Source organism: Kitasatospora sp. NPDC002227 (assembly GCF_040296285.1).
GTDB lineage: Bacteria > Actinomycetota > Actinomycetes > Streptomycetales > Streptomycetaceae > Kitasatospora.
In genome coordinates this window covers 261929-285406 of the sequence record NZ_JBEOWY010000002.1, presented here as the reverse complement: position 1 = coordinate 285406, position 23478 = coordinate 261929, and the positions used below count along the sequence as shown (strand labels likewise).

The 23478-nt window shown below is 74.1% G+C and carries 20 protein-coding genes; 13 read left to right on the top strand and 7 right to left on the bottom strand.

Going from position 1 to position 23478, the window contains the following annotated elements; all coding sequences use genetic code 11:
• Positions 1-29: 29 nt before the first annotated feature.
• Positions 30-1640, bottom strand: coding sequence for a M48 family metallopeptidase (locus tag ABT095_RS03140; RefSeq protein ID WP_350527504.1), 1611 nt, complete (start codon positions 1638-1640; stop codon positions 30-32).
• Positions 1641-1799: 159 nt separating this feature from the next.
• On the opposite strand from ABT095_RS03140, the gene ABT095_RS03135 reads away from it, so the two are divergent.
• The 4 genes from ABT095_RS03135 (at position 1800) to ABT095_RS03120 (ending at position 6226) form a co-directional block, all read left to right on the top strand.
• Positions 1800-2954, top strand: coding sequence for a cystathionine gamma-synthase (locus ABT095_RS03135; RefSeq protein ID WP_350527503.1), 1155 nt, complete (start codon positions 1800-1802; stop codon positions 2952-2954).
• Positions 2955-3049: 95 nt separating this feature from the next.
• On the top strand, positions 3050-4261 hold the full coding sequence (gene ilvA / locus ABT095_RS03130) for a threonine ammonia-lyase (RefSeq protein ID WP_350527502.1): 1212 nt from the start codon (positions 3050-3052) through the stop codon (positions 4259-4261).
• Positions 4262-4352: 91 nt separating this feature from the next.
• Positions 4353-5363, top strand: coding sequence for an ATP-binding cassette domain-containing protein (locus ABT095_RS03125; protein ID WP_350527501.1), 1011 nt, complete (start codon positions 4353-4355; stop codon positions 5361-5363).
• The gene (locus tag ABT095_RS03120) at positions 5360-6226 is read left to right on the top strand and encodes an ABC transporter permease (protein ID WP_350527500.1); all 867 of its coding nucleotides are present in this window, start codon (positions 5360-5362) and stop codon (positions 6224-6226) included. Before ABT095_RS03125 ends, ABT095_RS03120 begins: the two co-directional genes overlap by 4 nt.
• A 68-nt stretch (positions 6227-6294) precedes the next feature.
• Here ABT095_RS03120 and greA read toward each other — a convergent pair whose 3' ends face one another.
• Both greA and ABT095_RS03110 read right to left on the bottom strand, forming a co-directional pair.
• Positions 6295-6792 (bottom strand): transcription elongation factor GreA, encoded by a 498-nt coding sequence (gene greA, locus ABT095_RS03115; protein WP_350527499.1) that lies wholly within the window; start codon positions 6790-6792, stop codon positions 6295-6297.
• Positions 6793-6988: 196 nt separating this feature from the next.
• Positions 6989-7411: a DUF4307 domain-containing protein gene (locus tag ABT095_RS03110; protein ID WP_350527498.1), complete on the bottom strand. Its 423-nt coding sequence runs from the start codon at positions 7409-7411 to the stop codon at positions 6989-6991.
• Between the two features lie 155 nt (positions 7412-7566).
• Between ABT095_RS03110 and mca the strand changes: the two genes are divergently transcribed.
• Together mca and ABT095_RS03100 are read left to right on the top strand one after the other, a co-directional pair.
• Positions 7567-8448 (top strand): mycothiol conjugate amidase Mca, encoded by an 882-nt coding sequence (gene mca / locus ABT095_RS03105; protein WP_350527497.1) that lies wholly within the window; start codon positions 7567-7569, stop codon positions 8446-8448.
• Positions 8449-8512: 64 nt separating this feature from the next.
• Positions 8513-8698: a hypothetical protein gene (locus ABT095_RS03100; protein WP_350527496.1), complete on the top strand. Its 186-nt coding sequence runs from the start codon at positions 8513-8515 to the stop codon at positions 8696-8698.
• Positions 8699-8707: 9 nt separating this feature from the next.
• On the opposite strand, the gene ABT095_RS03095 is transcribed toward ABT095_RS03100, so the two are convergent.
• Positions 8708-9814 (bottom strand): LuxR C-terminal-related transcriptional regulator, encoded by a 1107-nt coding sequence (locus ABT095_RS03095; protein ID WP_350527495.1) that lies wholly within the window; start codon positions 9812-9814, stop codon positions 8708-8710.
• Positions 9815-9944: 130 nt separating this feature from the next.
• On the opposite strand from ABT095_RS03095, the gene ABT095_RS03090 reads away from it, so the two are divergent.
• From ABT095_RS03090 to ABT095_RS03080, 3 genes are all read left to right on the top strand, one after another.
• Positions 9945-11528 (top strand): AfsR/SARP family transcriptional regulator, encoded by a 1584-nt coding sequence (locus tag ABT095_RS03090; protein WP_350527494.1) that lies wholly within the window; start codon positions 9945-9947, stop codon positions 11526-11528.
• A gap of 88 nt (positions 11529-11616) precedes the next feature.
• Positions 11617-11916, top strand: coding sequence for a hypothetical protein (locus tag ABT095_RS03085; RefSeq protein ID WP_350527493.1), 300 nt, complete (start codon positions 11617-11619; stop codon positions 11914-11916).
• Positions 11917-12076: 160 nt separating this feature from the next.
• Positions 12077-14032, top strand: a complete 1956-nt coding sequence (locus ABT095_RS03080; RefSeq protein WP_350527492.1) for a vanadium-dependent haloperoxidase — start codon at positions 12077-12079, stop codon at positions 14030-14032.
• A gap of 31 nt (positions 14033-14063) precedes the next feature.
• On the opposite strand, the gene ABT095_RS03075 is transcribed toward ABT095_RS03080, so the two are convergent.
• Positions 14064-14549: an Lrp/AsnC family transcriptional regulator gene (locus ABT095_RS03075; RefSeq protein WP_350527491.1), complete on the bottom strand. Its 486-nt coding sequence runs from the start codon at positions 14547-14549 to the stop codon at positions 14064-14066.
• Positions 14550-14660: 111 nt separating this feature from the next.
• Between ABT095_RS03075 and ABT095_RS03070 the strand changes: the two genes are divergently transcribed.
• Entirely contained in the window at positions 14661-16319 is a 1659-nt protein-coding gene (locus ABT095_RS03070; RefSeq protein ID WP_350527490.1) for a PLP-dependent aminotransferase family protein, read from the top strand.
• Between the two features lie 299 nt (positions 16320-16618).
• Here the strand turns inward: ABT095_RS03070 and ABT095_RS03065 are convergent, their stop codons facing one another.
• The gene (locus tag ABT095_RS03065; RefSeq protein WP_350527489.1) at positions 16619-17662 is read right to left on the bottom strand and encodes an FAD-dependent oxidoreductase; all 1044 of its coding nucleotides are present in this window, start codon (positions 17660-17662) and stop codon (positions 16619-16621) included.
• A 104-nt stretch (positions 17663-17766) separates the two neighbouring features.
• On the opposite strand from ABT095_RS03065, the gene ABT095_RS03060 reads away from it, so the two are divergent.
• Positions 17767-18354, top strand: coding sequence for a TetR/AcrR family transcriptional regulator (locus ABT095_RS03060; protein WP_350527488.1), 588 nt, complete (start codon positions 17767-17769; stop codon positions 18352-18354).
• Positions 18355-18745: 391 nt separating this feature from the next.
• Here ABT095_RS03060 and ABT095_RS03055 read toward each other — a convergent pair whose 3' ends face one another.
• Entirely contained in the window at positions 18746-21655 is a 2910-nt protein-coding gene (locus ABT095_RS03055; RefSeq protein ID WP_350527487.1) for an AfsR/SARP family transcriptional regulator, read from the bottom strand.
• A gap of 157 nt (positions 21656-21812) precedes the next feature.
• Here ABT095_RS03055 and ABT095_RS03050 point away from each other — a divergent pair, with 157 nt between their 5' ends.
• Together ABT095_RS03050 and ABT095_RS03045 are read left to right on the top strand one after the other, a co-directional pair.
• Positions 21813-22469, top strand: a complete 657-nt coding sequence (locus ABT095_RS03050) for a helix-turn-helix transcriptional regulator (protein WP_350527486.1) — start codon at positions 21813-21815, stop codon at positions 22467-22469.
• A 192-nt stretch (positions 22470-22661) separates the two neighbouring features.
• Complete coding sequence (locus tag ABT095_RS03045; RefSeq protein ID WP_350527485.1) at positions 22662-23477, top strand: HAD family hydrolase; 816 nt, start codon at positions 22662-22664, stop codon at positions 23475-23477.
• Position 23478: the final 1 nt, after the last annotated feature.

Genomic DNA, 23478 nt, shown 5'->3' with positions numbered 1-23478 from the left:
CGGGAAGAGCAGGCGGGTGGCGCGAGGGCTCAGTGCGCGTCGGCCGGGGCGAGCAGGGCGCGCAGCGGCGCGGTGTCCGGGGTGTCGGTGGTGGCCGCGGAGACCGCCTCTGACAGGCCCTCGGGCAAGTGGGCCACCGCCGCCGTGGACCAGGAGAACTCCCAGCGGGCCCGGCCGGCTTCGGCCAGGGCGAGCACGGCGAGGTCGGCCAGTGCCCCGCCCAGCCGGGGCCGGGCGAACTCGCGGGCGGCGCGGCCGGTCGCGGCGGCGGCCTCGGCGCTGCGCGGCAGCCGGTCGGCCACCTCCCACTGACGGCCGGAGTCCACCGCGTCGAGCAGGCCGTCGACCGTGGCGGGCAGCCCGAGGGCGGTGAGCGCGGCGAACACCGGCGCGGCGTCCTCGCGGTAGCGGGCGAGCTGGGCCTCCTGGACGAGCTCGACCCAGTCGGTGCGGCGCTTGGCGGCGGCCTCGGCCACCAGCGTGAGGTCCTCGAGCCGGGCCAGCGTCAGCTCGGGCTCGTGCAGCAGCGCGCTCGCCGGGCCGCTGGTGTCCGGGCCGCGGCCGTCGTCCGGCAGGGCCAGCACGGCGGCGATCCGCTGGTTGACCGGCGGGTGGGAGTCGTACGGGTCGGGCTCGGGCTCGGGCAGTTCCAGGCCCAGCTCGGCGAGCTCGGCCCGGCGCTTCGGGTCGGCCAGCAGGTCGGCGAAGCCGCCGTACACCTGGCCGGGCATCGGGAGCAGGCCGGCCTCCCAGCCGAGCGTGACGTACCGGCGCTGGTAGAAGTCGTACGCCTGGTCGAGCACCGGCAGGCGGCGCAGCGCGGCGGCGGTGGCGTCGCGGCCGGCCACCTGGACGGCGGCCTGGTCGGCCGCGTACTCCTGGCGGCGGCTGACGGCCTCGGAGCGGCGGAAGTACAGCTTGGCGTAGGCGGTGAAGACCTGGGCGAGGGCACGGTCGACGGTGCCGTCGTGGACGGCCCGGGTGTCGACCGGCTTGGCCTTGCGGCCCTTGGCGGCGCGCTGGGCGGCCTTCTGCTCGGCGCGGGCCCGCTCGGCGGCGTTCGCGTCCCCGGCGCGGCTGTGCAGGCCGGTGATGGTGTGCCGGAGGGCCTCGCGCCCGGCCACCGTGACGCCGGCCAGCCGGACGTCCCGGTTGCTGTAGTGGCCGAACTCGTGGGCCAGCACGGCGTCCAGCTCGGCCTCGGTGAGGCCGAGCAGCAGCGGGACGCCGAGCTCCAGGTGGCGCTTGCCGGGGAGCAGGCCGAGCAGCCGGGTGTCCTCGCGGACCCCGGCGTTGACCACCGGCACCAGCCGGATCTCGGCCGGGCCGCGGACCCCGGTCTGCTCGGCGATCCGGTCGACCCGGGCCCACAGCTCGGGCTGCTGCTCGCGGGTGACGGGCAGTCCGGCGTCGCCGCCCCCGTCCGCCGGGCGACGGGTCAGGAAGACCAGCCGCACCACGGGGTAGGCCACGGCGATGGTCAGCACCACGATCTTGGCCACCAGGGGCCCGCCGCGACCCCAGCTGGCGAGGGCGACGTCGATGCCGATCATGCCGGCCACGATGGCGAGCGCGAGCAGGTAGAAGCCGGCCAGCAGTGCGACGGCCTGGGCGGCCCGTCCGGCCGTACTGGTCCCCACGGGTGTCCTCCGGAGGTCTGATGCGTAGGTGCGAGGTCGTTACCGCACACGTGTACGGAGTGTGCGGATCATAGCGGGGGGTCGGCAGGGACCTGACGGACGGTCGGCGGGGTGGGCAGCCCGCCTGCCGCGGGCGGGCGGGCGCACTAGGCTCGGACCATGACCGAGCACCCTCTTCCCCAGGGCTTCGAGACCCTCGCCATCCACGCGGGCCAGGAAGCAGACCCCCAGACCGGGGCCGTCGTCACGCCGATCTACCAGGTGTCCACCTACAAGCAGGACGGGGTGGGCGGCCTCCGGAACGGCTACGAGTACAGCCGCTCCGCCAACCCGACCCGCACCGCGCTCGAGGAGTGCCTGGCGGCGCTGGAGGGCGGCGCCCGCGGCCTCGCCTTCGCCTCCGGCCTGGCGGCCGAGGACACCCTGCTGCGCACGATCCTCAAGCCGGGCGACCACATCGTCATCCCGAACGACGCCTACGGCGGCACCTTCCGCCTGTTCGCCAAGGTGCTGACCCGCTGGGGCATCAGCTTCGACGTGGCGAACATGCAGGACCTGTCGACCGTCCGGGCCGCGCTCAAGCCCGAGACCCGGGCCGTCTGGGTGGAGACCCCCTCCAACCCGCTGCTCGGCATCGCCGACATCGCCGGCCTGGCCGAGATCGCGCACGGCGCGAACGCCCTGCTGGTGGTCGACAACACCTTCGCCAGCCCGTACCTGCAGCAGCCGATCTCGCTCGGCGCGGACGCGGTGGTGCACTCGACCACCAAGTACATGGGCGGCCACTCGGACGTGGTCGGCGGCGCGCTGGTGCTGGCCGAGGCCGGTCTGGGCGAGGAGGTCGCGTACCACCAGAACGCGATGGGCGCCGTCTCCGGCCCGTTCGACGCCTGGCTGGTCATGCGCGGCATCAAGACGCTGGGCGTCCGGATGGACCGGCACAGCTCCAACGCCGAGAAGGTCGTCGAGCTGCTGACCCGGCACCCGAAGGTGAGCCAGGTGCTCTACCCGGGCCTGGCCGAGCACCCCGGCCACGACATCGCGGCCAAGCAGATGAAGGCCTTCGGCGGCATGGTCTCGTTCCGCGTCAACGGCGGCGAGGAGGCGGCGGTCGAGGTCTGCAACCGCGCCCAGCTCTTCACCCTCGGCGAGTCGCTCGGCGGTGTCGAGTCGCTGATCGAGCACCCGGGCCGGATGACCCACGCCTCGGTGGTCGGCTCGGCCCTCGAGGTGCCGGCCGACCTGGTCCGCGTCTCCGTCGGCATCGAGTCGATCGACGACCTGCTGGGCGACCTCCAGCGCGCCCTGGGCTAGTCGCGGGCCAGTCGGGACGGAGAGGGCGCGCGGCCGTCGGTCGCGCGCCCTCGGCGTGTCCGGAGTGGCGCAGCTCACGCCCCTAGAGTGGGGGCATGCAGAGCTGGCCGATCACGACGGACGACGTCCGCGGAGCCCACAAGATGCTCGCCGGGGTCGCCCGGGTCACCCCCATGGAGGGGAGCCGGTACCTCTCCGGGCTGGTCGGCTCCCCGGTGCACCTGAAGTGCGAGAACCTCCAGCGGACGGGCTCCTTCAAGCTGCGCGGCGCGTACGTGCGGATCGCCGGGCTCTCCCCCGTGCAGCGGGCCGGCGGGGTGGTGGCGGCGAGCGCGGGCAACCACGCGCAGGGCGTGGCGCTGGCCGCCTCGCTGCTCGGGGTGCACTCGACCGTCTTCATGCCGGTGGCGGCGCCGCTGCCCAAGGTGGCCGCCACCCGGGAGTACGGCGCCGAGGTGCGGCTGCACGGCGCCACGGTGGACGAGGCGCTGCAGGCCGCGCAGCGATACGCCGAGACGGCCGGCTCGACCTTCATCCACCCCTTCGACCACTGGGACATCCTCACCGGCCAGGCCACCGTGGGGCTGGAGATCCTGGAGCAGTGCCCGGAGGTGCGGACCATCCTGGTCGGTGTCGGGGGTGGCGGCCTGCTGGCCGGGATCGCGGCCGCGGTCAAGCCGCTGCGGCCGGACGTACGGGTGGTCGGGGTGCAGGCGGCGGGCGCCGCGGCCTACCCGCCCTCGCTGGCGGCCGGGCGGCCGGTCACCCTGGAGCGCTTCTCGACCATGGCGGACGGCATCATGGTCGGCCGCCCCGGCGACATCCCGTTCGAGGTGGTCAACACCCTCGCGGACGGCGTGCGGACGGTCTCCGAGGAGGCGATCTCCCGGGCCCTGCTGGTGAGCCTGGAGCGGCTCAAGCTGGTGGCCGAACCGGCCGGTGTGAGCCCGGTCGCGGCGCTGCTCGAGGAGCCGCAGAGCTTCGAGGGCCCGGTGGTCGCGGTGCTCTCCGGCGGCAACATCGACCCGCAGCTGATGCAGCGGGTGCTCCGGCACGGCCTGGTGGCGGCCGGCCGCTACCTCTCGCTGCGGGTGCGGCTGGCCGACCGCCCGGGGGCGCTGGCCGACCTGCTCGCGGTGCTGACCAGGGTGGACGCCAACGTCCTGGACATCGCCCACGTGCGGATCGACCCCCGGCTCGGGCTGACGGAGGTCGAGGTCGACCTGCACCTGGAGACGAAGGGGCCGGAGCACTGCGCGGCCGTGCGGGGCGAACTGCGGGAGGCGGGGTACGTCGTGTCGCAGTGACCGGATCCTGCCGTTCTGGTGGCCGGGATACCCCGCTCGGGTGAGAGTGGACCTTGTCAGTCCCGACCACCAGAGGAGATGAGGCAGGCCCATGGCGCCAGCCATCCAAGCCGAGAACCTGGTCAAGACCTTCGGCGACGTACGTGCCCTCGACGGTGTCAGCCTCGACGTCCCCGAGGGCACGGTGCTCGGACTGCTCGGCCCCAACGGCGCCGGCAAGACCACCACCGTCCGGGTGCTCACCACCCTGCTCCGCCCCGACTCGGGCCATGCCGTGGTCGCCGGGGTCGACGTGCTCAAGCACCCGAACAAGGTGCGCAGCCTGATCGGCCTGTCCGGCCAGTACGCCGCCGTGGACGAGTACCTGACGGGCCGTGAGAACCTGCAGATGGTCGGCGAGCTCTACCAGATGTCCAGCCGGGACGCGAAGGCCCGCGCGCTGGAGCTGCTGGACTGGTTCAACCTCACCGAGGCGATGGACCGCACCGCCAAGACCTACTCCGGCGGTATGCGCCGCCGGCTCGACCTGGCGGCCGCCCTGGTGGTCCGGCCGCCGGTGATGTTCCTGGACGAGCCGACCACCGGCCTCGACCCGCGCAACCGGCTCGCGCTGTGGGAGGTCATCGAGACGCTGGTCGACCAGGGCACCACGCTGCTGCTCACCACCCAGTACCTGGAGGAGGCCGACCGCCTCGCCCACGACATCGCGGTGGTCGACCACGGCAAGGTGATCGCCCGCGGCACGGCCGACGAGCTCAAGGCGCAGATCGGCGGCGAGCGGGTCGAGGTCGTGGTGCACCGGCCCGAGGAGGTGACCGAGGCGCTGGCCGCGCTCGCCCCGTACGCCAAGGGCGACCCGGCGGTGGAGAAGAACACCCGCCGGATCACCGTCCCGGTCAGCGGCGGCGCCAAGGTGCTCGCCGACGTGATCCGGGAGCTGGACGCCCGCTCGATCGAGCTGGACGACATCGGCCTGCGCCGCCCGACGCTGGACGACGTCTTCCTCTCGCTGACCGGCCACCACACCGCCTCCGAGGAGGCCGAGGAGAGCGAGCAGGCCGACCGCAAGGGCCGTCGCGGCCAGGGGAAGGACGCCCGATGACCAGCACGACGCACAACCCCCAGCAGGCGATCGGCCGGGCCGTCGTGGCGCACCGCGGCGGGGTGGGCGCCACCCTGCACGACTCCTGGGTGGTGGCAAAGCGCAATTTGCGCAGGATGACCAGGATTCCTGAGATTGTCGTCTTCGGCCTGATGCAGCCGGTGATGTTCGTGCTGCTCTTCAGTTACGTGATGGGCGGCGCGATCGCCATCCCCGGCACCACGCCCAGCCACGACGTGTACGTGCAGTACCTGATGGCGGGCATCTTCGCGCAGACCGTCACCTTCGCGGTGGCGGGCGCCTCGGCCGGCATCGCGGAGGACATGACCAAGGGCCTGGTGGACCGCTTCCGGTCCCTCCCGATGGCCCGCGCCGCGGTGCTCACCGGCCGGACGTTCGCCGACCTGGTGCAGACCGGGTTCACCGTGATCGTGCTGGCGCTGGTCGCCCTGCTGGTCGGCTGGCGGATCCACGACGGCTTCCTCAAGGCGCTCGGCGCCTTCGGCCTGCTGCTCCTGCTCGGCTACGCCTTCTCCTGGATCGGTGCGCTGATCGGGCTCTCGGTGCGCAGCCCCGAGGCGGCCACCTCGGCCGGGCTGATCTGGCTCTTCCCGCTGACCTTCGTCTCCAACGCCTTCGTGCCGGTCAGCTCGATGCCGGGCTGGCTGCAGCAGGTCGCCTACTGGAACCCGTTCAGCGCCACCGTGCAGGCCTGCCGTCAGCTGTTCGGCAACCAGGTCGGCCCGGTGGACACCTCCTGGCCGATGCAGCACGCCGTGCTGGTCTCGGTGCTGTGGTCGCTGATCATCACGGCGGTCTTCTCCTGGCTGTCGGTGCGCAAGTACCGCTCGGCCGTGGGCTGAGCCCCCGCGCGGCAGCACGAAGGCGGCCCCGGCGCGATGCCGGGGCCGCCTTCGACGCGTGGGGGTGATCAGCCGGCGTGCGGCTTGACCTCCATGATCCTGACGACGGCCGACTTGCCGTTCGGCAGCTCGTAGGTGGCGTCCTCGCCGATCTTCTTGCCGTCGATGGCGCGGCCGAGCGGGGACTGCGGCGAGTAGACGTCCATGCCGTCGCCGGCCTCCTCGCGGGAGCCGAGCAGGAAGGCCATGGTGTCGTCCGGATCGCCGTCGAAGGCCACGGTCACGACCATGCCAGGGGCGACCACGCCGGAGTCGGTGGGGGCCTCGCCGACCTTGGCGCGCTCCAGGAGCTGGGTCAGCTGGCGCACGCGCAGCTCGCCCTTGCCCTGCTCCTCGCGGGCCGCGTGGTAGCCGGCGTTCTCCTTGAGGTCGCCCTCCTCGCGCGCAGCCTCGATCTTCGCCGCGATGGCGGTCCGCCAGGGGCCGGTCAGCTCCTCCAGCTCAGCCTTGAGCTTGTCGTATCCGGCCTGAGTGAGCCAGGTCACGTTCTCGCTGGTCTGGGTCACGGGTGCTCCTCGTCGGTACTGGCAGTGCTGAGGGTGGAAAGGGTCGTACTACAAAGCAACGCCCGCTCCCGGGCCACTTGGCGCGGAAGGGGCGAAACCACGAGCCTAACAACTTCCGGCTCCGAGTGGGAGGGGCATGGCCCGGCGCCGGTCTCCCGTACCGATGCCCGGTGTCCCCGTCGAGTATGCCGCGACGTCACTTCGCCGGGGTGCAGCCGAGCAGCTCGGCCGTGGTGCCGCGCGCGGTGGTCCGCAGCGTCACGGTCCGGGTGAAGTCGCCGCCGGCCTTCGGGACGGGCACGTCGGTGAGGCCGACCACCGAGCCGTCGGCGGCCTTGGAGCGGATGGTGCAGACCCCGCCGGCGCCGTCCTGCTTGCCGACCGACAGCTGGACCTCGACCGCGCTGTCGGAGACCACCTCGAAGCCGGTCACCGAGGCGTTGAGCTTGGCCTCGCGCAGCAGGTAGGAGCCGCCGAGCCAGGCGATCAGGCCCAGGAAGAGCACGGAGCAGACCACGGCGGCCGCCTTGAGCCTGCGGTCGGCGGCGGCGTCGCTGCGCCGGCCGTAGCGATCGGCCGCGGGGAGCGGGGTGGTGGAGGTCCTAGTGCCGGAGTCCATGAGTAGGCTCAGTCCTTTCGCCGAGGGGCTGTCGGCCGCCTGGGGGAATGGACGGGCCCTTCATTCAGTCACTATAGGAGGGGCTGATCCGCGCCGTCGGCGGCGGGGGAGTCGTCCCCTCCAGCCTCGGAAGTTGTCTTGGAAGGAACCAGGCGTTGACTGAGCAGCTCAGACTGATGGCGGTGCACGCTCACCCGGACGACGAGTCCAGCAAGGGCGCCGCCACGATGGCCATGTACGTCTCGCAGGGGGTCGACGTCCTGGTCGCCACCTGTACCGGCGGTGAGCGTGGCTCGATCCTCAACCCCAAGCTGCAGGGGCAGCCGGAGATCGAGGAGAACATCCTCGAGGTGCGCCGCAAGGAGATGGACGCGGCCCGGGAGATCCTCGGCGTCAAGCAGGCCTGGCTCGGCTTCGTGGACTCCGGCCTCCCCGAGGGAGACCCGCTGCCCCCGCTGCCGGAGGGCTGCTTCGCCCTGCAGGAGGTGGCCGCGGCCGCCGAGCCGCTGGTGCGGCTGATCCGCGAGTTCCGCCCGCACGTCATCACGACGTACGACGAGAACGGCGGCTACCCGCACCCGGACCACATCATGACCCACAAGATCAGCATGGCCGCCTTCGAGGCCGCCGGTGACCCGGACGCCTACCCCGGCACCGGCGAGCCCTGGCAGCCGTCCAAGCTGTACTACAACCACGGCTTCCCGATGAGCCGGATCCGGGCCATGCACGCCTACCTCACCGAGCGCGGCATCGAGTCCCCGTACGGCGAGTGGATCGAGGGCTGGGACCGCAGCGGCCGCAAGGAGCGCGAGATCACCACCCAGGTCGCCTGCTCCGACTGGTTCGAGACGAGGGACCGCGCGCTGATCGCGCACGCCACCCAGATCGACCCGGACGGGCCGTGGTTCCGGGTGCCGCTGGAGGTGCAGCGCTCGGTCTGGCCGACCGAGGACTACGAGCTGGCCCGCTCGCTGGTCGACACCGACCTGCCCGAGACCGACCTGTTCGCGGGCATCCGGGTCACCGCCACCGCCTGAGCCTCCACCCTCTTTGCCCCACCCCGGTGACCCCGGCCCCGTAAGGCCGGGTCACCATGGAGAGATGAGCACCCCCGTGAGCATTGCCGGCCTCGCCGCCGAACTCGACCCCAACAAGGTGACCCCCGGACTGCTGGGGTTCCTGGTGTTCGCCGCCCTGGGTGTCGCCACCTGGTTCCTGGTGAAGTCCATGAACAAGCAGTTCAAGCGGGTCGACTTCGTCGAGGAGCCCGAGCAGCCGAAGCAGTAGCCGGGGCGGTCAGCCCAGCCAGCCGCGCCCGGCGGCCAGTGCGCCCGCCTGGAAGCGGCTGCGGGCGCCGAGGCGGTCGGTCAGATCGGCGCTGAGACGGCGGACGGTGCGGTCGGAGACTCCGAGCCGCCGGGCCGCCGTCTCGTCGGTGTGCCCGTCCGCGAGCAGACGCAGCAGGGCCCGCTCCTGCCCGGTCAGGCCGCGTTCGTCCCGGGCCCGGGCGCCGGCGGGCGCGGTGGCCGTGGCCCAGACCTGCTCGAACAGCGCGCACAGCGGGGCCACCGCGCCGCGCCCGGACAGCACCGTGGCACCCCCGGTGCGGGGCAGCTCCGGATCCGGGGGCACCACCGCCGTCTCGCGGTCCACCACGACCATCCGCAGCGGCAGGGTCGGGGCGGTGCGCAGCCGGGCGCCGTGCTCGGTCAGCCACCGGCCGTGCGCGGCGGCGCCCGGCTCGCTCAGCACCGACTCCAGGACGACGGTGCGCAGCGCCACCCCGCGGGCCAGCAGGGCGTGCTCCAGCGGCCGGCTGCTCGCGTGGACGGCGGTCGGCGAGCCGGCCGTGACGAAGGACAGCACCTCGGTGCGGGCCCGGCCGGTCAGCTGCTCCACCCGCTCGCGCACCGCGTCGGAGCCGGTCAGCTCCACCACTCCGGTCGCACCGGCCCCGGCGGGCGGTGTGTCCGCCAGGGCCTGCTCCGCGACCACCACGGCGAGCGCCGCCCGGCCCTGCTCCAGCCGGTGCCGGCGGCTCAGCAACTCCGCCTGCTGCTGCGCCAGCAGGGCCTCCAGGCCGACCTCGGGGGTGACCGGCCGCAGGGTCAGCGGGTCCTCCCAGGAGGGGCGCAGCAGGGCCAGCCGGGCCAGCGCGTCGAAGGCCGTCCGGACCGCCGCCGGGCCCAGCCCCAGGTGCGCCGCCAACTCGTCGGCCCCCGCGTCCGGGTGGCGCAGCATGGCCAGGTACACCGCCTCGGCCGTGCCGTCCACCCCGAAGGGGCTCAGCACCCGGGCCTCGGCCGGTGGCTGCGCGAGGTGCTCATGGGTCTCCAAGTGCTCGAGACGTTCGGGGTGCTGGAGGTGCTCTGGATGTGTGAGGTGCCCGTCTTGCCCGGTCATGACCGATCTCCCCCGTCCGCCGTGCGGTCTCCTTGATCGTTCGACCTCCGAGCGTGCCCCGGCTCTCCTACACTCCGCTTTCACGACGCTTACCGCCGGTGCCGGGAGCGTGAAGCGATGGGGGTCGGCAGTGGAGTTCCGCCTGCTCGGGCAGTTCGAGATGCTGGACGAGGACGGGGCGCCGCGCGCGATCCCGGAGGGGCGGCTGCGGACCCTCCTGGCGGCCCTGCTGCTGAACGCGGGCAGTGTCGTCCCGGCCGACACCCTGGCCACGCTGGTCTGGGGCGAGGCGCTGCCCCGGGAGCCCCGGCCGGCCCTGCAGGTGATGGTCACCCGGCTGCGGCGCCACCTCGGGCCGGCGGGCGCGGCCCGGCTGACCACCGCCAGGCCCGGCTACCGGTTCACCGTCCACCCCGGCGAGCTGGACCTGCACCGCTTCGAGGAGCTGCACCGGGCGGGCCTGGCCGCCCACGCGGCGGGGGACTGGGCGGGGGCGGCCGAGCAGCTCGGGCGGGCGCTGGACTGCTGGCGGGGCGCGGCGCTGTGCGACATACCGGGGGAGACCCTGGCGGCCGAGGCGGCCGTGCCACTGGCGGAGCGGCGGCGGTACGCGCTGCGGACCAAGCTGGCGGCCGAGCTGGAGCTGGGGCGGCACGCCGAGCTGGTGAGCGAGCTGACCCTGCTGGTGGCCGGCGACCCCATGGACGAGGAGCTGCGGGCCCAGCTGGTGCTCGCCCTGCACCGCAGCGGGCGGCGGGCGGACGCGCTGGCCTGCTACCAGGCGGCCCGGCGGGAGTTGGTGGCGCAGCTGGGGATCGAACCGGGCGCCGCACTGCAGGAGTTGCACCGGGCGGTGCTGGCCGACGCGCCGGAGCTGGCCTGGCGGGGTGCGGCGGCCGTCCCCGCCGAAGTGCCCGCCGGGGCCCCGGCGCCCGCCGCTGCGGCACCGGCCGCCCCCGTACCGGCCGTGCCGCCGCCCCCGGAGCGGCCCCGGCGGCCGTGGTGGGCGGCACCGGCGGTGGCGCTGGCCGTGCCGCTGCTGGCCTGGCTGCCCGCCGCCGACAGCGGCCCGGTGGCCGACCCGCCGGCGCCGTACGTGCGGCGGACGGCGAGCGACCAGGCGGACCGGATCACCACCGAGCTGGACCTGCCGGTGGCCCGCCCGGTGGCCGCGGGGGACACCGAGATCGTCTCGCTGCTGCTCGTCTCGACCTCGGCGGCGCCGGTCCAGGTCACCGACACGGCGGGGGACGAGTACCTGCCCGTCGGCGACGTCCTCGACCAGTACGGCCACCGGACCATGCTCTTCACCGCGACCGCGGCCCGGGGGCTGTCCGCCGGGGACCGGATCAGCGCCCACTACCCGCACGCCAGCAAGTTCCGGATCGCCGCCGACGAGTTCCAGGGCCCGATCGCCGTCCTCGCCGGGCAGAGTAGCGCCGCCAGCACCCGCGACCGGACCCCCAGCTCCTTCAGCACCGCCGGCCACCCGCTCGGCTGCGCGGCCGGCGACCTGCTGCTGGCCGCCGTCGGCACCAACTCCGGCAAGCCGCCCGTCCTCGCCCGGGGCGAGGGCTGGTACACCCTCCCGGTGGTCCGGATCTCCTCCTACCGCCTCACCACGGCCTTCCGGGTGGTGCGGAACGCCGGGCCGTGCGCCGCCGCCGGGGCGACCGACTCCCAGTGGGAGGCGGTGGCCGTCCGGATGCGGTGACCGGCCGCCAGGTCCGGTTGTGGCCAGGCAGGTTCCGGCCACCGTGGGGCGCTGGCGGGTCGGCGCCGGGGGTTGCGACGGTGCCGGGATGTATCTCGTCAGTGTGCGACTCCTGGGCAGCCGGGCCGCGGTGGCGGCCGAGGCCACGGCCCTGGTGGCGGCGGTGTGGCGCGAGGCCGGCGAGGACGAGCTGGTCAGCCATGTGTACGCGCAGCCCGGCGGGCTCGGTCTGGAGCTGGTGGTCTTCCTGCGGGCCCCGACGATCGAGGCCGCCGAGAACACCACGGCGGCGCTGGTGCGGCGCGGCCTGGCGGCCGAAGGGCTGCCGTTCGGCATCGTCCACTGCGCCGTGGACCTGCTGCTGCCGGATTTCGGCGGCCTGCTGTGAGGGCCGGCCGGGGTTTGTCCGCTACCGGTCAGGCCCGATCCGGACACGATCCACCCCTTCACCTCAAGGCCCCGCCCCCGGGAGAGTTGCCGACGCGAGCCGGGCGGCCCAGGCGCCTGGCGTCCGGCCGCCCCACCTCTCTCCCCGGAAGGGAACAGGCATGCGCAGATCCGTCGCGACCGTGGTCGTGGCCGCCCTGACCGCCTCCGGCGTGCTGGCCGTCACCCCGGCCCAGGCCGCCACCGCCACGAGCGGCACCGGAAACCACGTGCTCGACTGGAACGCCGACCTGCTGAAGGCGTTCAAGGCCGTCGGAGGATCGCCCGGCCCGCTGACCAGGGCGGCCGCGATGATGTACACCGCCATGTGGGACGCCGAGAACTCGGTGACGGGCGGCGCGAGCCCGGTGTACGACTACTACCTCGGGCGGCAGGCCGCGCCGGCCGGCGCCTCCGCCGAGGCGGCGATGGACCAGGCCGCGCACGACGCCCTGCTCAACGCCTTCCCCGCCCAGCAGCCCGCCATCGACGCCGAGTTGAACGCCGAGCTGGCCACCCTGCCCGGCGGGGCGAACGACCCGGCCGTGGTCGGCGGCAGGCAGGTGGGTGCGGCCGCGGCCAAGGCGGTGACCGACAGGCGCGCCGGTGACTGGCAGAAGGTGGCCGCCACCTACACCCCGAGCTTCGTCGACGGCTCGTACCGGCTCACGCCGGGGTACGACCCGACGGCCACGGCGGCGGACCCGGGCTGGGGCAAGCTCCCGCCGTTCGCGATGACCTCGGGCGACCAGTTCCGCCCCGGGCTGCCGGGCGGGTTCTCCGACTACGGCTCGATGCTGGCCAGTCAGGCCTACGCCGACCAGGTCAACGACGTGGAGCGCAGCGGTGGGGTCAACGCCCTGCCCTCGAATCGCAGCGACGACCAGAAGCAGCTCGCGCTGTTCTGGGCCAACGACGCCGACGGCACCTACAAGCCGCCGGGCCAGCTCTTCGAGATCACCGGCCAGGTGGCCGGCGCGAAGCAGCTGAACGAGGCCGACACCGCCCGGCTGTTCGCGCTGACCTCCATCTCGATGGCCGATGCGGCGATCACCGCCTGGGACAGCAAGTACGACACCCCGATACAGCTCTGGCGCCCCGTCAGCGCGATCAACCTGGCGTCGGCCACGGCCAGCCCCGGCGTCCAGCAGGACCCGGCCTGGACGCCGCTGGCCGGGAAGACCCCGAACTTCCCCTCGTACGTCTCCGGGCACTCCACCTTCGCCGGGGCCTGGGGATCGGTGATGCGGGACTGGTTCGGTGACAACGTGCCCTTCGCCGCCCGTACCGACGACCCCCGGGTGGCCGCCGGCACGACCAGGTCCTTCACCAGCTTCACCGCCGCCGCGGAGGAGGACGGCATCAGCCGGTTCTACCTCGGCGTGCACTACCGCTGGGACACCGAGGCCGGGCTCGGCGCCGGCTACTCGGTCGGCGACTACGTCTTCCACAGTCAGCTGCAGGCCCGGCCCGCCTACCTGGCCCGGGTGGCCTCCGACGCCGCCGCGGTCTCCGGGGCCTCGCTGACCCTGCCGGTCGGCCGTGCGGTGGGCGCCGGGGACAGCCTGCTGGTCTCGGCGATGCTCACCAACACCCACTCGGGCGCGGTGGCGGCCACCGACAGCCAGGGCAACGCCTACACGGTGGTGAAGGACACCCCGGACGGCTCGAGCGACCGCACCCTGGTGCTCGCCTCGGTCGGCGTCCGGCCGCTGAGCAGCACCGACACCATCACGCTGACCTACCCGACCACCGGCGAACACCACGTGGCCGTGGACGAGTTCACCAAGGTCACGGCGGTGGACAAGGTCGCCACCGCGACCGGTGCGGCCGGAACGCCGTTCAACTCCGGTGCCACCGGCACGACTTCGGCCGCCAAGGAGCTGGTCTTCGGGGTCGCCGGAGTCCAGGGCGGCAAGACCGTCACCTGGGACGCCGGGTTCAGCCCGCTGCCCACCCTCACGGTGGTGGAGGACCAACTGGCCACCGCCTACCGCTCGGTGTCGACGGTCGGCAGCTACGCGGCCTCCGGCACCGCGACCCACCAGTGGACGGCCACGGCGGTCACCCTGCGGTGATCCTGCGGTGATCCGCCGCCGGCGGCACCTGTCAGGGGGTCAGGTGCCGCCGGCCCGGGATCTGTTCGAAGATCAGGTTGGTGCGGGTCTGGGCCACCGCCGGGTGGGTGGTCAGGTGGTCCACCACGAAGTCGCGCAGCGACTCCGGGTGGGCCAGGGCGACGTGCAGCAGGTAGTCGTCCGAGCCGGCCATGTGGAAGACCTCCACCACGCCCGGCAGGTCCGGGGCGGCGGCCCGGAAGCTCTCGTTCTGCTCGCGGGTGTGGGCGCGGAGCCGGACGGAGATCATCGCCTGCAGCGGCAGCCCGATCGCGGCGGGGGAGATCTCGGCCCGGAAGGCCCGGATCACCCCGCGCTCACGCAGCGACCGCACCCGGGCCAGGCAGGTGGACGGGGCGATGCCCACCGCCTGGGCCAGCGCGTTGTTCGGCGTACGGGCGTTGTCCGCGAGAACCCGCAGGATCGCCCGGTCGGTTTCGTCCAGGGCCGGCAGCGGCCCCCGGGGATTGTTCGGCACGCTGCCCAGCTTCGCCCCTGTGGTCGATGATCTGCAAGAAAGCCTGGCCAAGATCCGAATTATCTTCGGTTCCGTTCCGCATCGGGTGCTCGATGTTCCATCCTTGCGGCCATGAGCCCGTCCGAGATTCTGGCCCGCCCCGCCGACCGTGAACTGCCCCCGCTGGCCCTGGCCGCCGACCGCCTGCCGCAGGCCCCGGCCCAGGAGCCCGAGCCGCACGAGTTCACCATCCCGGCAGCCGGCCTCGACCAGGAGCAGCGCCTGCGCGCCCTGGACCGGATGGACACCTACCTCGCCCACAAGCGCCAGCACCTGCTCGGCTACCAGGCCAACCAGGAGCTCGACGGCTGCGCCCTGGACCTCGGGCGCTTCCTGCAACACAACATCAACAACCTCGGCGACCCGTTCCGCAGCGGCGGCTACAAGCCGAACACCAAGGCCGTCGAGCAGGCCGTGCTCGACTACTACGCCGATCTCTGGCGGGCGAAGGCGCCGCACTCGCCCGAGGACCCGGAGTCGTACTGGGGCTACGCCCTCTCGATGGGCTCCACCGAGGGCAACATGTACGCCCTGTGGAACGCCCGCGACTACCTCGGCGGCAAGCCGCTGATCCGGCCGCAGGCCTGCGCCCCGGCGGCCGAGGAGGGCACCAACTCCCGCCGCCCGGTGGCCTTCTACTCCGAGGACACGCACTACTCCTTCGCCAAGGCCGTCCGGGTGCTCGGCGTCGAGACCTTCCACGAGGTCGGCTCCGCCGACTACCCCGGCCAGTGCCCGCTGCCCGGCTCGGGCGGTGTCTGGCCGCTGGAGGTGCCCTCCAGCGCAGGCCCGTCCGGCCTGGCCTGGGACGGGGACGGCGACATATCGGTGGACGCGCTGGAGCTGCTGGTCGAGTTCTTCGCCGCCAAGGGCCACCCGGTCTTCATCAGCCTCAACCTCGGCTCCACCTTCAAGGGCGCCCACGACGACGTCCGGGCGGTCTGCGAGCGGCTGCTGCCGGTCTTCGAGCGGTACGACATGATCGACGCCCCGGTCACCGCCGGGCGCGACCCGCGCTCGGGCGCGCCGCTGGCCGACCGGCGGCGGCGGTTCTGGATCCACGTGGACGGCGCGCTCGGGGCCGGCTACCTGCCGTTCCTGCGGCTGGCCGGGGAGGACCCGCAGGCGTACGGCTGGACCCCGGCCACGCCCGCGCCGGAGTTCGACTTCGGCCTGCGGCTGCCCACCGCCGCGCACGGCGAACTGGACATGGTCTCCTCGATCGCGATGAGCGGGCACAAGTGGCCGGGCGTCCCGTGGCCCTGCGGCATCTACATGACCAAGGTCAAGTACCAGGTCGACCCGCCCTCCCAGCCCGACTACACCGGCGCCCCCGACACCACCTTCGCCGGCTCCCGCAACGGCTTCTCCCCGCTCGTCCTCTGGGACCACCTGGCCCGGCACTCCCACCGCACCCAGGTCGACCGCATCCGCCGGGCGCAGGAGCTGGCCGCCTACCTCGAGCAGCAGCTGCGCTCGCTGGAGCAGGAGACCGGCGTCGACCTCTGGCCCGCCCGCACCCCCGGTGCCATCACGGTCCGCTTCCGAAAGCCCAGCCCCGAGCTGGTCACCAAGTGGTCGCTCTCGGCGCAGGACGTCCTCATGACCCCGGGCGACGAATCCACCCGCCGCTCCTACGTCCACGTCTTCCTGATGGCCTCGGTGACCCAGGAGAAGCTCGACGCCCTGCTGGCCGACCTCGCCGCCGATCCGGTGATCAGCGCCGGTTGACCGCCCGCCGCCCGGGGAAGTGATCCCCGGGCCTCGCCGGCGACCGGCCGCGAGCCCTCGCCGCGGCCTGCCACCACCGGATCGCCACCGCCTGCCGGCAGTTGCCCGCGGGCTTCGTCCTCCCGCCCGACCTCGCCCCGCTCGCGTACGAGCCCGGGCCCGAGCTCGCCGAGCTGCTCACCGCCTACCTGCAGCGGCTCGGGTCTGTCTGACAACTCCCGCCGGGCGTCCGCCGCCGGGGCACGCACCTCGACGGGAATTGTCAGACAGACCCAAGGGCCGGGCGTGAAGCGGGCGGTTCAGCCGGGGAGGAGGCGGGCCACCGTGTCGCGGAGCCGGGGGTGCCCGGTGGAGACGAAGCGGTGCAGGGCGCGGGAGGCGAAGGCGGTGCGCTGGGCGCTGCGGCGGCGCTCGCGGTCGTAGGCGCGCAGGGCGGCCGGGAGGCCGGCGGGGCCGTGGCGGCCGACGGCCCGGGTGAGGGCCTCGGCGTCGAGGAGGGCGGTGCAGGCGCCCTGGCCGAGGTTGGGGGTCATGGCGTGCGCGGCGTCGCCGACCAGGGCGACCCGGCCGTCGTGGACGAAGCCCGGCAGGGCAGGGTGGAGGTGCCGCATCTCGTAGCGGAGCCAGGAGGCGGGGTCGCTCTCGGCGAGGATCCGCGGGATCGGGTCGTGCCAGCCGGCGAAGAGCCCGGGCAGGTCGTCGGCGGTGGTGCCTTCGGGGACGGCGGCGTACCAGTTGGTGCGGCCCGGCTCGACCGGGGTCAGGCCGAAGAAGCGGCCCCGGCCCCACGTCTCGCCGTGGCGGTCGCTCTCGAAGTCCGCGATGCCGATCCAGGCCACCGAGCCGACCTTGCGCGGGCCGCTGCGGGTGCCGAAGCACTTGCTCCGTACGGCACTTCGCAGGCCGTCGGCGCCGACCAGCAGGTCGTGGCCGGCGGCGAGTGCGGCCGGATCGGCGGCGTTCGCCCCGAGCCTGACGGTGACCTCGCCCAGGGCGTCCAGTCCGGCCACCAGCGTGTCGATCAAGTAGGGCCGCGAGATGAGGAGTTCGGGGCGGCCCGCCTTGCGTTCGAGCCGCTCCAGCGGGAGCTGTGCGAGCACCCGGCCGTCCGGGGTGCGGACCTGTGCGGAGCGGTACGGCACCGCGCGGCGGCGTACCGCCTCGCCGACGCCGAGCCGGTCGAGGGCGTCCTGTGCGGTGGGGTGCAGGGCGAACGCCGTGCCGTACCGCTCGAGTTCGGCGCGGCGCTCCAGGACCGTCACCTGCCAGCCCGCCCGGCGCAGCCCGATGGCCGTCGCCAGCCCGCCGACTCCTGCCCCCACCACCACGGCTGTACCCGTCATTGCGCCCCCCTGGCGTCGTACCTGCCGAGAACCGGACCACCACATCTGTGGTACCACGGCTGGGGTACGGTGGGCAACAGACCGAGGTGGGAGGGGTGTTGGCGGTGAGCGTGAGCCGTCGGGAGCTGTTGGGCGATGCCGCGATCGAGGTGCTGGCCGGTGCGGGCGGTCGGGGCCTGACGCACCGGGCCGTCGACGCGGCGGCCGGGGTGCCGCTCGGGACGGCGAAGAACTACTTCCCGACCAGGGACGCCCTGCTCGAGGCCGCCGCCGAGCGGTGCGCGGCGCAGTACCGGCAGGTGGCCGCGGAGCTGGCGGCCCGGGGGCCCGAGCCGGTGGACCGGGCCGGCCTGGCGGCCCTGCTCGGCGGGCTGCTGCGGAACGTGGCCGGCCCCGGCCGGGCCCGGATGCTCGCCTACCTGGAGCTGCAGGCCGAGTCCGCCCGCCGCGACCGGCTCACCGCCGTCCTGGACCCGATCGCGGCCGCCGACTTCGCCGGCTTCGAGCAGGCCCAGCGCGCGGCCGGACTCCCCGTCACCCCGCAGCGGGCCGCCGCCGTCACCCTCGCACTGCACGCCGCCATCCCCCAGCTGCTCACCGGCGGCCCCCGGGCCCGTGCCGCGGCCGGGCTCGACGACCCCGACCGCTTCGTCCACGACCTGCTCGACGCGGTGTACCCGCCGGGCGGCTGAGCCGTTCGGCCTCAGGGCCTGTCCGGCCGGACAGGCCCTGGCGCCCGATGGCGCCGAAGCGCCGCAGAGGCCCCGGCGCCCGCCGCTGCGGCACCGGGCAGGAGGGGCCCTTCGCGGGCTTCTCGTCGGTCGGCGATGCCCCGCATGGACTCTCCCCCCAGTCTTCGGCCGGGACGTGCCCCTTTCTAGGCGCCGCCCGCGCGTCACCCGACGACGCCCGCCCCGCGGCGCCGGCCGCCGACGCCACAGCCGACCTGACCTGGCCGGACCGGCCCTAGGAGTTTGCTGAAGATCTTTCTCCGGCCGCCCGCCTTGCCCGAGTTCGCCGGTAAATGTCGATCGGGGCAATCTGGTGCAAGCTGGGCGCGATTTCAAGATCTTCAGCAAACTCCTAGGCGGAGCGGGCGGCCAGCCGCTCGAACTCGGTGCGGGCCTCGGCCAGGCAGGCCTGGCCGCGGTCGTGCTGGCCGAGGTCGCAGAGTGCGTGGCCGAGGGCGGCCAGGGCGTTGGCCACCCGGTGCTCGAGACCGGCCTGCCGGGCGATCGCCAGGGCCTCCTCGGCCGCCGCCAGGGCCGCCGCCGGGCGCCCGGCGGCGCGGCAGGACTCGGCCAGGCCGACCAGCACGCCCGGAATCCGGTCCCAGGACCCGAGCGCGCGCAGGGCGGCGACGCACTCCCGGTAGTCCTCGCAGGCCGACTCGAACCGGCCGAGCCCGTGCAGCGCGGTGGCCCGGGCGTAGCGCATGTGGACCTGGCCGACGAAGTCCCCGAGGTCCTTGAAGGCCGCCAGACTGCGCTCGGCCCGGAGCCGGGCCGACTCCGGGCGGCCCACCGCGACGTCGGCGAAGGCCGCCATGCCCTCGACGAAGGCCTGCGAGGAGCGGTTGCCGAGCTCGGCGGTCCGCGCCACCGCCTCGTCGCACCAGGCCGCCACGTCCTCGTCCGCGCAGTGACCGATGCTGGTCAGCGCGAGGGCGACGAGCGCGGGCGGCAGCAGGGCCGGCTGCCCTGTCCGCCGCCCGAGCGCGATCACCTTCACCGCCTCGGCGCGGGCCTGCCGGGGGCGCTGCAGCTCCCGCTGGGCCCACAGCAGCGTGTAGCGGGCCCGCGCCTCGCTCTGCGGCAGCCCGGCCGCCCGGGCGGCCTCGGCGATCCGCTCGGCCAGGCCGCACAGCTCCGGCACGGCCATGCCCAGGTCGACCAGCTGGATCAGCAGCAGCGTCAGGTCCGCGACCACCGGCAGCGGCCCGTCGGGGTCGCGGGTGACCTGCTCGGCGACGGCCAGGACGGCGGCGATCTCCTGCCGGGCCCAGGCCACCCCCTCGGCCGGCCCGGCGAAAGGCGCCCCGGCCGCCTCCGGGGCCACCAGGTCGGCGAAGGGGTAGCCGGGCCGGACCACCCGGTACAGCCCGGCCACGGTCTCCAGGTAGTGCCGCAGCAGCCGCTCGACGGCGGCCCGCTCGGCCGCGGCGCCGTCCTCCTCCCGGACCAGCTCACGGGCGAACAGCCGCAGCAGGTCGTGGTACCGGTAGCGGCCGGGGTACGGGCAGGAGAGCAGCCCCAGGTCGGTCAGCGACTCGGCCAGCCGCTCCGCCTCCCGCTCCGGCAGCGCCAGCAGCACCGCGGCGGCCGCCGAGGAGACGCCGGGGCCGTCCGGCAGCGAGAGCAGCCGGAACGCGCGGGCCGCGTCCCGGTCGAGCTGGTCGTAGCTGAGCCGGAAGGAGGCCGCGACGGCCAGCTCGCCGGTCTCCAGCTCGGCCAGGCGCCGGCGTTCGGAGGCCAGCCGGTCCACCATGTGGGAGAGCTGCCAGCCCGGGCGGGCGGCCAGCCGGGAGGCCACCGTCCGCACCGCCAGCGGCAGGTACCCGCAGGCCTGGGCGAGCCGCTGCGCCGCCGCCGGCTCGGCGGCCACCCGGGCCGGCCCGGCGATCGCGGCGAGCAGCCGCACCGACTCCGCCGCGTCCAGCGGCTCCAGGCCCACCTGACGCGCCATCGGCAGGCCCGCCAGCCAGGCCCGGCTGGTCACCAGCACCGCGCAGGAGCGGCTGCCGGGCAGCAGCGGTCCGATCTGGACGGTGTCGCGGGCGTCGTCCAGCAGGATCAGCACCCGCCGGCCCGCCAGCCGGGACCGGAACAGCGCGGCCCGCGCCGGGAGTTCCTGGGGCAGCGCCGCGTCGGCCACGCCCAGCGCGCCGAGGAAGGCCGCCAGCACCTCGCCCGGATCGGCGGGAAAGGCGCCGGCCCCCCGCAGGTTGACGTACAGCTGGCCGTCCGGGAACCGGTCGCAGACGGCGTGGGCGACATGCACGGCGAGGGTCGACTTGCCCACCCCGCCCATGCCCGACACGCCGACCAGCGGCATCGCCGGGCCGTCGGCGGAGGTCAGCTCGGCGCACAGCGCCCGGACCAGCTCCTCCCGGCCGGTGTGGTCGGCGATGTCGGCCGGCAGCTGCGCGGGTGGGATCGGAGCGGTGCCCGCCGGTGCGTCCTCGGCCGTGGCGGGGGGCGCGGCCAGCTGCGGATCGCCCAGCAGGATGCCCTGGTGGAGCTCGCGCAGCCGCGGCCCCGGGTCGATGCCCAGCTGTTCCATGAGCGCGCGGCGGGCGTCGGCGAACACGCCCAGGGCCTCGGCCTGCCGCCCGCTGCGGTACAGCGCCAGCATCAGCAGCTCCCGCATCGGCTCGAGCAGCGGATGCTGGTTGACCCACAGGGTCAGCTCGCCGATGACGGCGGCGTGCCGCCCGCAGGCCAGCTCCGTCTCCAGCCAGGCCTGCACGGCGGTCAGCCGCCGCTCGCCGAGCCGGGCCCGGTGCACCTGGGCGAACGGCCCCGGCAGCCCGGCCAGCGGCTCGCCGCGCCACAGCTCGCAGGCCTCCCGCAGCAGCCCGGCCGCGGCGGCCGGGTCTCCCGCGGCGCGGGCCCGGCCGGCCGCCGTGACCCGCTCCTCGAACACCTCGGCGTCCAGGGCCTCGGCCGGCAGCCGCAGCACGTACCCGCTGCCGGAGGAGACCAGGACGGCCGGGTGCGCCCGGTCCGGCTCCAGCACCCGCCGCAGGCGCGAGACGTAGGTGCGCACCACCGTGGCGGCGCGGGCCGGCGGGTCCTCCCAGAGGGCGTCGAGCAGCTCGTCGACGGAGACGATCCGGCGCGCCCGCAGTGCCAACGCGGTGAGCAGCGCCCGCTGCTGGGGCGGGCCGAGGGCGAGTTCGCCCTCCCCGCGCCAGGCCTGCACCGGGCCGAGCAGGCCCAGGCGCAGGCCGCCTCCGCCTGTCGCTCCGGGCCCGCTGACGTCGGTCACCATCGCCTGCTGTCGGTCCTCCCCGGCGACTGCGAATCCGTCAATCTTTTGTTGATCAGCAGCGGCTAGTTTGTGTCCGGTGGGCACCGGTGCCACGGCTGGGCACCGGCCACGACGGAACTTGGTACGCCAAGGAGCGTAGCGAAAGGAATCCCACGCCGTGCTGCAGTACGCCGACGAGATCCGCACCACCCGCCCGATCCCGGTGACCGTCCACGCGCTGGACCCGCTCTCCCGGGCCGGGGTGGTGAGTTACCTGAGGCAGTGTCCGGAGATCTCGCTGGTGGAGGACGGTCAGCAGGCCCGGGCCGGCGTCGCCCTCCTGATCGCCGACACCTTCGACGCGACGGTCCTGACGAGCCTGTCCCGACTGGTGCGGACGGAGCGGACGCGCGTCGTGCTGGTCCTCGACCGGATCCAGGAGTCCGAGCTGCTCAACGTCGTCTCGCGGGGTGTGACCACGATCCTGTGGCGCCGCGAGGTGACCAAGGACCGGCTGCGCCACGCCGTCCTGACCGCCGAGCGGGGCCACGGCGAGCTTCCCCCGGATCTGCTGGGCAAGTTGATCGGCTGCATGGGCCGCCGCCAGGGCGGTGAGGGCCCGCAGGAGAGCGCGCCCGTCGCGTACGGCATGGTGCCGCGCGAGGTCGAGGTGCTGCGGCTGGTGGCCGAGGGCCTGGACACCGGGGAGATCGCGGTCAAGCTGCTGTACTCGGAGCGGACCATCAAGAACATCCTGCACACCGTCACGAGCCGCTTCCAGCTGCGCAACCGCGCCCACGCGGTGGCCTACGCGCTGCGTGAGGGCTACCTCTAGACGGCTGCCCGCCCGGGCAGGACTTCCCACCGGAAGGGCACCGCCCCGAGAAATGGGCGGCGAAAATTCGATCATTCCCTACTGGGTCGCACACTGCCCTTAAGTGCAGTGCTCTGCCCGGCCGGACGCTTGACCGCTCTCGAAAGCCCGTGAGAGGGTCGAAAAATCGAAGGGAAATCGGAAAGAGGCGAGATGCCCAAGCTACTGAAGGGCCGCAAGCTCGTTGTCCTCGATTTCGGCGGTGTACTCCGGGATTCGTCGGCCGGGCTGCACGAGGGTTATCGGGCGGGATTCGCGAAGATCGGGCTGCCGTTCGACTTCCGGACGGTGGACACCTGGCACCTGCGGGGAATCGGCAAGTACGACATCGGCCTCGAATGCCTCAAGGTGCTGCTCGCCCTCCAGTTGGCGGGCGAGCACGACCGCCTCCCGGAAATCCTGGCGGCGCCGGACGCGGAGGCCGTCCTGGACGGCATCACGGCCGCCCTGGGCGAGCGGGAGGCCGAGCTGGCCGAGCGGGCCAGGCTGGGCTACAAGGAGTTCTTCAACTCCGCCGGGGCCGGCCTGCTGGTGAGCATCTACCCGGGTGCCGAGGCCGCCGTCCGGGAGCTCGGGGAAAAGGGCTACCTGGTGGCGCTGCTCACCAATGGGAACCGGGTCACCGTCGACCGTGACCTGCCTTTCGCCGACCTGTTCGACCACGTCGCCTCGGAGGACGACGTCGCGGCGAAAAAGCCGTCCGGAAAGGGGCTTCTCCATATCATGGAGCGGCTTTCCGTCACGGCCGACGAAACCGTTTTCGTCTGCGACGCCCCCAATGACGTCCAGGCCGCGCAGGACGCCGGTGTCGCCTGTGTGGCGGTGCTGAGCGGAATGGGGCTGCGCCCGCACCTGGAGACCGCGCGGCCCGACCACATCGCCGCCGGCCTGGCGGAGTTCGTCTCCGGGCTGCCTGCGCACACCACGCTCGAGAACACGCGGCGCACGGTCGCCGCCGGGGGGTCCTAGC

Excerpts from the sequence above, each read along its gene's own strand:
- ABT095_RS03045 (WP_350527485.1), top strand. The coding sequence starts at position 22,662 with ATGCCCAAGCTACTGAAGGGCCGCAAGCTCGTTGTCCTCGATTTCGGC.
- ABT095_RS03095 (WP_350527495.1), bottom strand. The coding sequence starts at position 9,814 with ATGACCGGGCAAGACGGGCACCTCACACATCCAGAGCACCTCCAGCAC.
- ABT095_RS03100 (WP_350527496.1), top strand. The coding sequence starts at position 8,513 with ATGAGCACCCCCGTGAGCATTGCCGGCCTCGCCGCCGAACTCGACCCC.
- ABT095_RS03080 (WP_350527492.1), top strand. The coding sequence starts at position 12,077 with ATGCGCAGATCCGTCGCGACCGTGGTCGTGGCCGCCCTGACCGCCTCC.
- ABT095_RS03055 (WP_350527487.1), bottom strand. The coding sequence starts at position 21,655 with ATGGTGACCGACGTCAGCGGGCCCGGAGCGACAGGCGGAGGCGGCCTG.
- ABT095_RS03125 (WP_350527501.1), top strand. The coding sequence starts at position 4,353 with ATGGCGCCAGCCATCCAAGCCGAGAACCTGGTCAAGACCTTCGGCGAC.
- ABT095_RS03135 (WP_350527503.1), top strand. The coding sequence starts at position 1,800 with ATGACCGAGCACCCTCTTCCCCAGGGCTTCGAGACCCTCGCCATCCAC.
- ABT095_RS03085 (WP_350527493.1), top strand. The coding sequence starts at position 11,617 with ATGTATCTCGTCAGTGTGCGACTCCTGGGCAGCCGGGCCGCGGTGGCG.
- ABT095_RS03110 (WP_350527498.1), bottom strand. The coding sequence starts at position 7,411 with ATGGACTCCGGCACTAGGACCTCCACCACCCCGCTCCCCGCGGCCGAT.
- ABT095_RS03065 (WP_350527489.1), bottom strand. The coding sequence starts at position 17,662 with ATGACGGGTACAGCCGTGGTGGTGGGGGCAGGAGTCGGCGGGCTGGCG.
- ABT095_RS03120 (WP_350527500.1), top strand. The coding sequence starts at position 5,360 with ATGACCAGCACGACGCACAACCCCCAGCAGGCGATCGGCCGGGCCGTC.
- ilvA (WP_350527502.1), top strand. The coding sequence starts at position 3,050 with ATGCAGAGCTGGCCGATCACGACGGACGACGTCCGCGGAGCCCACAAG.
- ABT095_RS03070 (WP_350527490.1), top strand. The coding sequence starts at position 14,661 with ATGAGCCCGTCCGAGATTCTGGCCCGCCCCGCCGACCGTGAACTGCCC.